Annotated in this window: 5 protein-coding genes; all 5 read right to left on the bottom strand. The window is 64.2% G+C overall.

What is annotated here, in order from left to right:
• Positions 1-215: 215 nt before the first annotated feature.
• The 5 genes from ACZ4WQ_RS44545 to ACZ4WQ_RS44525 are packed head-to-tail and all read right to left on the bottom strand — an operon-like array spanning position 216 to position 12244.
• The gene (locus tag ACZ4WQ_RS44545; RefSeq protein WP_398377258.1) at positions 216-1430 is read right to left on the bottom strand and encodes a hypothetical protein; all 1215 of its coding nucleotides are present in this window, start codon (positions 1428-1430) and stop codon (positions 216-218) included.
• Positions 1427-2623 (bottom strand): hypothetical protein, encoded by a 1197-nt coding sequence (locus ACZ4WQ_RS44540; protein ID WP_398377260.1) that lies wholly within the window; start codon positions 2621-2623, stop codon positions 1427-1429. Before ACZ4WQ_RS44540 ends, ACZ4WQ_RS44545 begins: the two co-directional genes overlap by 4 nt.
• 2 nt (positions 2624-2625) lie before the next feature.
• On the bottom strand, positions 2626-6465 hold the full coding sequence (locus ACZ4WQ_RS44535) for a hypothetical protein (protein WP_398377262.1): 3840 nt from the start codon (positions 6463-6465) through the stop codon (positions 2626-2628).
• Positions 6466-6493: 28 nt separating this feature from the next.
• Positions 6494-8806: a hypothetical protein gene (locus ACZ4WQ_RS44530; RefSeq protein WP_385343011.1), complete on the bottom strand. Its 2313-nt coding sequence runs from the start codon at positions 8804-8806 to the stop codon at positions 6494-6496.
• Between the two features lie 42 nt (positions 8807-8848).
• Positions 8849-12244, bottom strand: coding sequence for a DUF6603 domain-containing protein (locus ACZ4WQ_RS44525; RefSeq protein WP_398377265.1), 3396 nt, complete (start codon positions 12242-12244; stop codon positions 8849-8851).
• Positions 12245-12270: the final 26 nt, after the last annotated feature.

Below are 12270 nucleotides of genomic sequence, written 5' to 3'. Positions count from 1 at the left end.
GTGTCCTCCGTGCTGTCTCATGCAGGGCGGCGTCGTACGCGCTCTGTGCCGGTCACCAGAACAGACTCGCGAGGCGGCCGGAACTCATCGCGACTCACGACTACGGCCTTCGCGCCGTTCCTCTGCCTCTGTGATGGAGCAAAGGATCAGACGAAGGCCGCCTTCGCTTCGGCGCCAGGCCTGAATGCAAGCTGACGGAATCGCCACTCCGATCATCAGGTGACCGGGATGAGTACCCCGGCGCCTAGGGGGTGCCAATCCACTTGGTAGGTTCCTTTATCAGCGGTGGAGGGGCGATATACATCGGTGTAGGATCCATGAGCCACCGGCAGGAGAATGCTGGCGGCGCAGCCCGGATCATTGGATGAGTTACTGCCGGATGGCTTGGTTGAAATGATGTTGTAAGAGCGGGCGCTGCTCTCATCGGCGGAGCCGAGCTTGATACTGAGTCCGGACGGAGATCCGTCCGGAGCCGCTTGGACTCTACAGTGAAGGAATCCGTCGGTCGTGGCGATAAACCTGCCTTGGCCGGTGGGGGAAGCGGTTCGCAGGAGGCTGGCATGGCCGCTGATGTTGAGTGTGGCGAAGTTGGCGTCGGAGGGAGCAACTGCAATGAGCCTCCGGAGGGAGTAAGAACGCTCGAGTTCGCTGCTTGCCTTGTACAGGCTGAGCGTCAGGGTGAAAATGGTGGAATGGGAAAGCGGCCGGGTGGGGTATTCGGCAGCCCCTGTGACATCGACGACATCGACGGGAGTATCGCCGAGCTGGTCGTACCCCAGAGTGGTGATGTAATAGGGGGCGGGACTCTTCTGCTCTCCGGCCGAGTAATGCGGAACGTTGACGTCCCAGACGAGTCGGACGGAAGTGCCCCGACCGACGAGAATCTGGTCCGGATGATACGGTCTGAAGTTTTCGAAGACCGTACCCGCGTCACATTTCTTGATCGCGAATTCTTTGCCGCGTGTCAGATACTCGCTGCCACTGCTGATAGCGGTTGCTTCGCTGATCTTGACAACCGCATCCGTGCCGCTTTCGCTGACGGTAATGTGGTCGATCGTGAACGTCAGCGAATTCTTTGCCGTCCCATCACCGTTGTATTCAGTTCTGGGGAATAGATAGGAACCGGCTTTGGGGACGATGTCGATGACGCTGCCGTGCTTGTGTGCGGTCCACTTTGACTTGCGGGGTGGGGCCTGCGTGATGTGTGTCAGCGCATCGTCGGTGTCCTCAGTGAAGTACTGGGAGCTGTCGACATCGGGCGGCTGGAGGTCGACAGAGATTTTCTCGCAGGGTACAGGGCCATCGCTTGTATTCGTTACCTCGAAGGTAATGGAACCGTTCTTGCCGATCTGCGGTGGCGCCGGATCTGTTGTCGGCTCCCGGTATTGGAGCAGGGGGGATTCGTCTCGCGATGAGGTCATGGCAGTCACGTCCCTTCCTGTTCTCCGTCTAGTCCGGTTCCTATGTCGGTCCCCAAGGGGTGCCATAAGAGCTCGCATACGCGATCATCCGCCGGCCCGTCGAAGATGATTTCACTTCCGGCGGCCACCGGAATGGTGACGTTGCTGTTGTGTGATTCGCGTTCGCCGGATACGAGGTGAAAGTAGCTGCAGTCGGTCGCGTCTGGCGCGTTGACCTGGATCTGGAGCTCATTTGTGACGTATTCCTGCCCCGTGGTGGCGGTTCCCTGGGCGCTCATGGAGTCGGATTCCTTGACCCAGCCGACAAGGAATCCGTCGGTGCTCGCCCGGTAAACCGTGGAGGAATCCCTGAGAGGATGGGCGGTACGGTTGAGAACGGTGGTGGCTCCACTCACGCCGACGTTGTAGAATTCACCGTCCGCACGAGTTGTCTGTACATAGGTGACGTAGCTTTTCACGTCGCCTTGATAGATCGCGTTGAGAGCGAAGATGACGGTAGGATTGGTCATACCGTCTTTGTCTTTCGTAGTGTAATCGACGTCGTAGCGCTGTGAGTTTACGTCGTAGGTGCCGCGGAGATCCTCGTCCGGGATTGGCTCCGGTCCGCCATCCCTTCCGATGGGGAGTTGACCATCCGTGTGCGGGTAATAGTAGAGGGCGTATGTGATCGCGCTTTCTTTGATGCGGTTCCATTTCAGGGTCACCTGCTCACCGCGTTGGACGTTGAGCGAGGTGGGGTGGAAGTCATCGACGATGGGACCCGAGGGCCACACCACAACACGCAGGGGCGTCGGGTCCTGGCTGGTGGGATGGAGCCCGTCGGAGAGGAAGAGGGTTGCGGCGCCGGGATCGGCAGAGGCGGTGACTCTGTTGAGGGTGAGAGTGATGCGTTTCCCGGGAGCGAGGTCAGTGGTGGCCGCGGGGGGCGCCGCCGCGTAAACGCCGTGCTCAGGGCTGGTGATGTGCCAGCCACTGTCGGCGGCGGCGTTGATGGTTTCGGGGTGTGAGGTGAGGACGGTGGTGTCATGGGTGGGGAGTTCGAGGGGGAAGGTGAGGGTGAAGCCGGAGCAGGCGATGGGCTGATCGGTCGGGTTGGTGATCGTCAGCGTGAGGGTGGCTTCCTCCGAGACGGCGAGATGGGTGGGGCTGGTGGCGAGGCTGTAGCGCAGTCCGCTGGTGTTGTCGACGGTGCATGTCGTCATGACTATGACTCCGGGGAAGGTGACGGGGTGTCGTCCTCGGGCGGCTTCGTCTGCCCGAGCGCCGTGGTGAGGGTGAGGTAGCCGGTGCGTGCGGTCGGTGTTTCCTGGTCGAGGTGGGCGGTGGGATCGGTGTGAGCGATGGCGTACGTCTCCCAGTCATGGCGCCCGGCTTGCCGCCCGCGCTGGGACCAGTTCCAGGTGCCGGCCCAGGCGGAGATGGACGGCATGGTGACCGCTGTGGTCGGAGCGTCATCGCCTCCCTGAGTGCTGCTGATCGCTCCGCTCTCGGGGGACGGGTCGGGTGCGGGGCGGGTGGAGGCGAGGAGAGGGCCCATACGAAAGGCGAGCCGGAGGTTGGACAGGGCATCGCGCACGAATTCGTCGGGCAGGCGCAGGGTGACCGCGGGGACGATGTCAGTGGTGGCCTGGAAGGTCCGTCGTGGGTCGGCGAGCAGAGTGACGTAGGCGGCGGTCGGGGTGGAGCCGTCGCGAGGAAGCACGTCGGGGACGGGGCCTGGGTTGACGGGCAGGGCCAGGTCGCGGGCGTCGATGTGCTGCGTGTAGGGGCTCTCCGCGTCCTGCGCGGTGGACTGGAGGACGGTTCGGAGAACGGAATAGTCGGTGCTCTTGGTGGTGTCGACGGGGTTGCCGGACTTGTCGTCGAGCGGGGGATGGGTGTAGTAGCCGATCAGCCCGTCGGCGTACTGGGTCTCGGCGCCAAGGAGGATGTTCCACCGCCACGTGTGCGAGACATCGAGGTAAGGAGGGGTGGGGAAATGCTCGACGCTCTTCCAACTGGTGTCGGTGAAGGGGTAGGGGGAGTCGGTCTCCAGGGTGAGGCGGGCGCGTAGCAGGGCGATGGGCTTGCCGACGAGCGGTGCCATCATGTCGCCGTCGTCGCCGGAGGGCTTGGTGCTCTGCGCGGACCTGTCGATGTGCTCCATCAGGCTTTTGAATGCCGTGACCGGATCACATCCCGGGCGGTCCGGCCCGCCCCTGAGCCCCTGGAGGAAACCGGAGAGTTCAGGCCACGCGTCGGTGAAGCCCTCGTCCTGAGTGTCCAGTGGGTGGTAGCGGCAGTCGGGCAGCGAGTCCCAGTCCACCTTCTGGGATCCGTCCGGGGCGAGGCCGAGGCGGCCTTCGACGACGCCGTGGCCTTCCGGGTCGTAGACGAGCAGGGAGCCGGTGAGGTGGTTGGCCAGCAGCCAGCCGACTACCGGGCTGGGAGCGCGTTCGCCGGCCGTGCCGATCACGGGCGGATCACCGACGATGAGGTCGCGGTTGAGGGCGTCGACGAAGTCGAACCGTAACTGGGTCGGCTGGAGGATGCGGGGCGGCAGTTGGATGTAGAGGTTGGGGTCCGTCTGGTCGCTCCCGCCGACGGTGATGTCGTTGTCGGGAGTCACATGGATGGACCGCGAGAATGCGCCATGGGACGGGTTGAATTCCAGACTGCGGCCGAAGGCATCGACGATGACGAACTCAGTGAAGACGAACTGGCCTGCTCGTACGGGGTTGAACCGCAACGGGGCGACCTGGCCGTGACTCCCGCGCCGGTCCGGGTCGGAGCCTTCGCGTTGGTCGGGATCGGGCAGGGGGAGACCGTGGCCGGGCGCGGTGAGCCCAAGGTCGGAGCGTCGCCTGAGGAGATCATTCAGGTCGTGTCTGCCGTCGGGGGTCATGTCCCGAGGCCGGGGGAGGGCGTCCGCGGCGGCGGTCCGCTGCTGAAGTGAGAGGTTGAAGTCCTCCAGCGTCTGGGAGAGCTGGCCCAGTTCGCCCCTCTCGGCCAAGGCTTCCAGAGCCTGGCCGGGCGCGTCGGGATACCTGCGGGCGTGCTGTTCGGCCCGGGCCCGGGTGATGAAGACGGGCAGCGATGTCACAGCGCACCGCCCGGTGAGCTGTTGGGGCTGCACGGGTGACGGTCGGCCTCGAGTATGCAGACGGTAGCGGCCCGTGTCGGCGTCGAACTGCCAGCAGTAGCAGTTGTCATGGTCCTCGCCGGGAACGACGAAGGGGATGGGGTAGTAGTGCATCCGCCACTCCACGAAGACCGGCGCCCAGGGCTGGCGCCAGCGTGAGGTGAAGGGTGCGGGTGTGCCCATGAAGGTGACCGGGATCCTGTCCGGATCGGCCAGGTCCTGCGTCAGGGCGTCGTCATCGGGCGCGTTTCCGGTGGCAGCGGCCAGAGAGAGCAGGGAACATTCCGTGATCAGACCCTCGACGGTCTCGCGTATCTCTTCGGGCAGGCGGCCCAGAGCATCCTGGTACCAGGTGGGCGCGGCGAGGTATGAGCCCCGCATGACGCCGTCGATGCGGATCTGGCTGACCAGTTGGTCGGCGGTGCGGCAGCGCAGGGCCGCGCCGCCGTCCTTGGGCGGTGCCTCGGCATTGAGTCCGCCGAAGAGGATGACGGGGTCGGCCGGAGTGTAGAAGGAGGGCAGCGCCGAACACTTGAGTCGCCGGTAAGCGGGTAGCTTCCTGGCCGCCGCGTACTGCTCGACGCTGCGATTGAGTTCGTCCGTGGTATCGCCGGTGGGCAGACCGCCGTCGGTGCTGAGGATGTTCTGCATCTCCTCCAGCAACGCCTGTACATGGTCGCCGAGTTGGTTGATCTTCTCGTCAGGGTTGAAGTCGGCAGCCTGCTGAGCGGCCTCGGGGGTGTGCTTCAGCCGCCACAGGTCATAGAGACGCTGACGCAGGGCGGCCGCGGAGCGTGCCGCGATGTCGTAACGGCGTTGCTTGTCGTTGAGCTCGGCGAGCCAGCCGCGTTCGATCTCCAGTTCCGCCTGGTCCGGTTGCCCGGACGCGTCGGGGGCGTTGGTGATCTCCCACACGTGGCCGGCGGCGCGCGTGTGGAACCAGGTGCGGTGGACGACGTCGTCGAGCCCGTCGGGATCCTCGTCCAGTTGCTCGAAGTTGTCGGTCAAGAACGCGTGGAACAGCCGCCCCAGCGCGGCGTCTCTGTCGCTCATCAATGCCTGTTGGGCGTCGGCGGTGTTGTTTCCCACCGCGAGGAAGACGCTCCCCGGGTCGTCGGGACGGTCCGAGGCAGGGGGGCCGTCGCCGTGCGATTCCACGCGCAGGGCCGTGCCCGTGTAGAGCGACTTCTCGTCCGGCTCCTGCCCGCCCGGTTCCGGTTCCCAGCCGAGGTCCTTCAGCAGATCGGCCAGGGGCGTGTCCCCGGGGTTCGCGAGGATGTCCTTGTCGCCCCGGGAATACCAGCCCACGACGAGGTAGTCCAGTGTCAGCTCGTCGATGCTGTCTGTCAGGTCGCCGAGATCGTCATGGTAGGAGAAGACGTTCTCGTGGTAGGGCTGGTAGCCGGCGAAGGCCAGGAGACCCGGGCCCACGCCGCTCAGGAACAGTTCATCCCCGCTCTCGGCCCACTGTTGCGGCTCCGCCCCCGTGATGTCGCGGGCCCGGCCGATCCATCGTCCCTCGAGCCGGTTGTCCGGAGTGGTGACGAGGTAGGGGGACTCTCCGACATCGCCGTCATCCAAGAAGTCGCTGTCCACGACCCATGCGGCAGTGAGACTCGCCTCCGGCGTGCCCTTGGGGCGGCTGAAACGGGCGACCAGCCATCGATTGGGAACCAGTGGGAAGGTTGCCTCGCCGTCGGACTGGTCCCGCATGGCCCGCAGGGCGTCGGGCAGTGACCACTGCACATACACACCTGGGTCCGGTGAATCCGCTTCGACCAGTGGAGAGGGCTCGATGGGCGTCGAGAGGTAGTCCTCAGGTCTGGAATTGTCCAGGGACCAGCGTCGATGGTCCGACCCGTACTCGCCTTCGTTGACGAGGTACGCCTTGATCTGGACGGGAACGATCAGTGGAGTGGTCACAATTGGCTCCGGGTCTTCAAGACTGGTGTTACCGCGGTTGTGTGAAAGCTTGGCGAACAGACGAAACGAACAGCTGGACCGCGAAGCCCGCCGCTTTCACCGTGGTGCCCAACGCCGAGCCGAGGTCCGGTATCAGCGCGGCGATGTCCATCACCTCGGCTTGCCGAGCACCGGGGACCATGGGTCGGAAGTAGGAGGTTTCCAGGCCCGGTCCAGCGGACGGGAACTCCTGGTGTATCGGCTCGCCGACCGGGTCCTTCCCCTCACCCAGGTTGCGCAGCATGATGCGGTAGCCATCCGCATCCTCGACGCCGAGGGTGAGGTCCTGGTGGGCCTCGCTGAACGTCACCGTCTCGGGAACATCGCCGAACAGGCACAGCATCACGTCCGGGGCCAGCATCTCCCGCCGGATCATCTCCACCGGCGCCCCATCCTCGTCCTGTACGGCAATGGACAGGTTCGGCCAGTCCCGGGCGAGCCGTGACCGCATGACCATGCCTGCGTGCGCGCTTGGGCCGCCGCCCTCGCGCGACGCGAGCCGTTCCGCGACGGCGTTGGTCACGATGCCGGCCAGAGCCTGGTCCTGAGAGGTGCTCACTCCTGTGCTCATCGCTCCGTCGACCAGAGCGGTCACCCACGCCTGATCGATGAAGAAGAACCGCACGCTCTCCGCTGGCAGCATCCGCGCATCGGGGACCAGGTGGTCGAAGGGGATCATTTCCAGCGCCCGCAGTGCTTCGACGACGTCCGCGGCCGGCTCGATGTGCTCATCCAGGGACCGGGCCAGCGTCGCACGAACCTCACTCCGTTCCAGGAAGTCCAGCGTTCGCCGCGCTCCGGCGCTCCTCCCTCCGGCCGGGGAGCGTACGGTCCGGCTCGTTGACGGTGCGTCGGCTGCCATGAGGCCAGTCGGCTGCTCGGGCAGCCCGTCGGCCAGGAGCTGATGGAAGTGATGGACGGCCGGACGGTCCCTGGCCAGCGCTGCCGTCGTGGTCAGAGTTCCGGGGTCGAATCCGCTGACCTCGGCAGGGGTGGTGATCCTGCGCAGAGCCTTGAACGCGGTGATACGGGCCTGCCGCCAGAGTCGCTGCACCGCGATGCGGCTCTCCGCATGGGACAGCGCCACCAGCCGTCCCATGCTCCAGGCCACGGCATAGGACAGGTCATAGACTCCCCAGTCCTTCACATAGATCAGCAGCCCGTCAGCCGAGGCATGGTCGTTGCTCTCGGATTCCAGACCTGGTACCGGCGGGACCGGCACCGCGGAGCACGGGCCCCGGTACCAGCCGAAGGTGCTCTCTCCTGTGGCCGTCTCATGGCGTACAGGGGTGTACCCCCACGTCAGCCGGTTGCTCGCCTCGATCGCCTGCTCCGACTGAACAGTGTCGTGCGGGGGCGGCAGCCGCAGCGACTGCCGAAACGGATCCCCTGGGTGTCGTGGGTCCGGGTCCGCCGCCAAGTGGCTGACCACATCGGAGAAGTGCCCCTTCGCGTCGGGCTGTTGAATGAACGCCCATGAGTGGAGGGAGACCAGCCGAAGCGGCTTGGGGGCCCGAGCATCAGGCTTCAGGTAATCCGCGAAGCCTTCCAGTGAGACCAGGTGGGCGGCGTAGGGGCCTGGGGTACGGGGGAAGCGATTGGCGAGCACGACACCGTATCGGCCCAGGTCCTTGAAGTCCTGCCTGACCGAGTTGCCCGTCCGCCGTGTCTGCTGGGGTGTGACGTCACGTACGTGCGTCAGGTATGCCAGCTCGTCGATGCGGGGTGCGACGGCCTTGAACACATCGGCCGGCACATCGATGGTGCGGCAGGTGGTCTTCTTCACCGCATCGAGCACGGAGTTCTTGTCGATGTCCGGGCCGAGCACAGGAGCGTTGGGAATGTCGTTCAGATCGAGCAGGTCCTGGACGGTGCAGGCGGTGCCGACGGAGCCCTGCGCATACGGGTCGGTGTCCGGAAGCTCCCCTGGAGCGAAGAGCAACAAGGCCAGCCATGGGATGCGGTCCGTTTGGCCGCTCTGCACATGCTCGTCCAGCATCTGCTCCCACGGGAGGATCGGGCGGGTCAGGCTCACATGCGCCAGTTGGGTGTCAAAGTCGCTCGTCGCTCCAGGGGGTGGAAATACCGCATGCACGGACCCTGGCGGCAAGGCGAACCTTGGAGCCATCACCTGGAATTCCTGACCGTCGAACGGAAAATCAGACTCGCTGCTGAGCGCATGGCCCAGGCTGTCGGACACCGAGTGGTCGATCTTGATGGTGTAGTCGCCGCCGGTCAGGAAAGGTGTATAGGAGTCGTAGAAAGTCAGCTCGCGTGAGGAGTCGTCGTCCTTCGTCGTCATGGCGGGTCACCTGGTCCTGGTGGCTGGGGCGGGCGGGGAGCGTCACGGGGAAAGAACGAGGGGCTGGGAGTTGTACAGTCCGCTTTCGAGGCGATCTTGGTAATCGCTGAGAGAGTCGTTGGTGTGCGGGCCGTAGCCGAGGGAGTCGAGAGCGTTGTAGAGGTTGCTGCGAGCGGCGGCTGTGGAATTGCTGCCGAGGTCGGTGGCGATGTCGGTGATGGCGCGCTGGTCCACGGCGGGGGCGGGCTGCTGAATGTGAGGGCCTGCAACGGGAGGAATGCATCCGTCGGGTGAAAGCGGCTCGGTTTCCTCGAGGACGGACGAACCGACGGGGGGAAGACCGCCTTTGAGCGTGGAATCAGGGACGGCGACGCGGATACCGGTGATGTACGTATCCTCGGTGAGAGCGGGTTCTTTCGGGTCGGGCTCGCCGTCGACGGGGGTGCCCCAAAGAGCGCTGGTGACTTGCTCGGTGAGGCATTCCACCCTCCATCCCTGGCCCTGCCAGTCGATCTGTGTGTCGCCTCGGGCGATGGTGACGCTGTGGGTGGCCTGGTTTCCCTTCCCGGCCTCGGGGCCCATGGGGCGGATGCTCAGCGTGGGGGCGACAGCGCTGTCGGAGAGGGTGACGCCGTTGACGCAGGCGCTGGTGGCGGGGACGGCACAGTGGGTGGTGAAACTGAACCCATGCGTGGACACGGCCCACGGTGGACGCGATCCGGCGTCCTGCGGAGAGGACTCGGTGTCGCTGCCGGAGGGCAGCAGGCCATCGCCCGCGGTGGCGTGCAGCCGGTCCTCGGCGGCCGGCAGCATCGCGGTGACGTGTTCCCAGCTCGCCCATGCGGGCTTCGTGCGTTCTTCCTGACCGATGGGGATGGCCCACCTGATACTAAAAGGAAGATTGATGATGACGTTTCCGCCGAACGGCGGAGCCCACGCATCCAAAGTGAGCTCGCATTCGAATCTCTTCGTGAATACAAGCTTGATCTCGACCCCTACGGACAGCCCGATCCGCGCCCTGACATGGAACGGATGCCACTGGATGAGGGCGTCGAACCCAGCCGTGCAGAACAGGATGACATGCCCGATCTTGAAGTCTGCCTTTGCGTCCAGCTCCATTTTGCAGCCGAACATGTACGCGGCAGGAGTCAAAGTGCAGTAGACCGACGCGGTCATGGAGACTGTTTTTGAGAGCGTCCAGCCGACCTTCACCCTGTCAAGATTCGACGGATAGTAGGACGGCATGGTGATGCCATGGGGGTATCCTCCCGCGGTCAGTACGAACTGACCGCGGTGGCCGCCGGTGAGCCAGATGTTGAGTGCCAAAGCTCCGGTAATTCGCGCTTCGTTCGCGAAGAAGAATGCTTTCGCATCGATGGCGGCAGCGATGGCAAACAGTCCGGTCGCCGACTGATATGTCGCGTCCAGTACCAGTTGGATCCTCACGAATGGATCCCAGCCCCCCAGCATCGCGAAGGACTGACTCGAAGACGGCACCTCGAAGGCGGCCAGGCCTATCAGCGCCGCCGACCAGCCGATCTTGTCGATCGCAACCGCGACCACGGCCTGGGCATCGACTTGCCCGCAAATACTTGCACTTACCCCCAGCACGCCCCAGAACGCCCCGCCCTGAGGCCGTATCCACGGAGGATTGGTGGCCGAGAGTGCTCTCAGCGCAGACAACGGGCCGTCCGGCGGGTTGGGCTCCGCATCCTCCTCGGTCGGGTTCTTGTCCACCGGATGCGTGCTCTTCACCATCAGGGGGAAGGAAAGCACCTCCGTCGGCCCTGGCGTCCGCAGCTGATTGTTGTACCCGAAGCCGATACAGAATCCATCGATGATGACGGGTCCGATCGGTATTCCGCGCCCCGTCCCCGCGTTCACCCGCCCGAACAGGAACCCGGTGGTGTATTCAGGGTCCTTGGTTTTCCCGAGAGCGCCCATGAGCTGGAAGCCTGTGACGTCGGATCCTTGCGGGTTTCCGAACTGCAGGATGACGTCACCTTCTACCAGATAGTAGAAGTGCGAATCCTTCTTGAATATCAAACCCCCGGCGATCCGGAAATCGGGGAGCTGTACGTCGAGGCCAAGGCCCTCGATGAGCGGCAACGGGAAGTCCGGCGCATTCAACGGTATCCCGACCTTGGCCCCGGCGAGCTCGAGACGGACTCCCGCTCCTTTCAGACTGCCGCCCACAGAGCCGTCCACCAGGACCCATACGTTGGGATCGTCGTAGTCCAGCCCGATACGGCCCAGATACAGAGGGCCGAGCTGTTCGGATACGTCGAACCACACGGGCTCGACCCCTGCGCCCAGGATCTGCGGCAGGGCCATGGTCGTCGGCACATCCTCCTTCTCGTACTCCGCCATGGCGAACCATGACCCGTCCCCTTCGAAGTACTTGTCCGGGAATATCGGCAACCGGGCTGCGACCTGTTTCTCGATCTCACCGATCGACTCGTTCAAAGCATTCAACTGCTCTGCTTCGAAAGTGCCGGTGCACACTCCGGCGCCCAGGTGATTCAGGGTCATTCCCCGAGCGGGCGTCATGTCTATCAGCTTCGAAAAACTCCAAGGCATCCCGATCCCGCAGGCGGATTCCACGATATAGATGAAATCCTCGCCCCCCGGCACATGGGCCTTCACAGATCCGAGGGAGAAGCGCCAGTTGCCGTCCGTCGACTGGCCGCACAGCGTAAGAACGTCTGACTGCGGGTCGTACACCACCCAGACTTCAGTCAGTTTCGGTGCCAGCGCCCCCGCTGGTATCCCACCAGAACTGATCTTGAATGCCTTCAGGAGATTCCCGACCGTCACCTCTCCCTGGCCGTCCATGGAAACATCGAAAGGCGTCACAAACACAGCTGTACTGAGCGCATCCGGTGACGTACTGTCCGGGCTGGGGAGCGCACGCCTGGCGTGGTTCCCATCCTTGGCCGCAACCTTGCCCGCGGAAGCCATGCGCAGATGAATATTCTGACCGAAAGTCAATTCAGCAGCTACGCCCGCGAAAGGCGCCAGGGCGCGCCCGTCCGTACGTGTCTCCAGGAGCAGCTGCATCTCCGTGAAGCCAAGGTTGGGAAGAAAGCCGATGTCGAGGTGGAGCCCCCCGGAATTGATGTCCTTGAGATCGCGGGGGAGCGAGATCTCAACTTCGACGCCAGCCACCTCACCGTCGGCCATCGGGAATCTGGCCTTTACCCGTTGACCATCCCACCGAGCTCCGGGCAGTCGCAATTTTCCGGCGAGAACCACGGTGTCGTCGGTTTCAGGATTCCCCTGGAAACCGGCTCCCGGGTTGGTTCCGAGACTGCCTTTCAGGTGATTCTGGAACAGTTCCTGTGCTGCGGGAATATCTAATCTACTGCCCGACAAGGCGAACGTATCCGTGCTTTGGTCGAGGCAATTCAAGAGATCTTCACGGGACAGACCGGTCATGGCACACCACCTCTGGGACGCGTCAA

This window comes from Streptomyces sp. NPDC028305, from assembly GCF_055569495.1.
This window is presented reverse-complemented; position numbering and strand designations above follow the sequence as displayed.

What these genes read in the sequence shown, in the direction of transcription:
- ACZ4WQ_RS44540 (WP_398377260.1), bottom strand. Translation starts at nt 2,623, where the DNA reads ATGACGACATGCACCGTCGACAACACCAGCGGACTGCGCTACAGCCTC.
- ACZ4WQ_RS44530 (WP_385343011.1), bottom strand. Translation starts at nt 8,806, where the DNA reads ATGACGACGAAGGACGACGACTCCTCACGCGAGCTGACTTTCTACGAC.
- ACZ4WQ_RS44525 (WP_398377265.1), bottom strand. Translation starts at nt 12,244, where the DNA reads ATGACCGGTCTGTCCCGTGAAGATCTCTTGAATTGCCTCGACCAAAGC.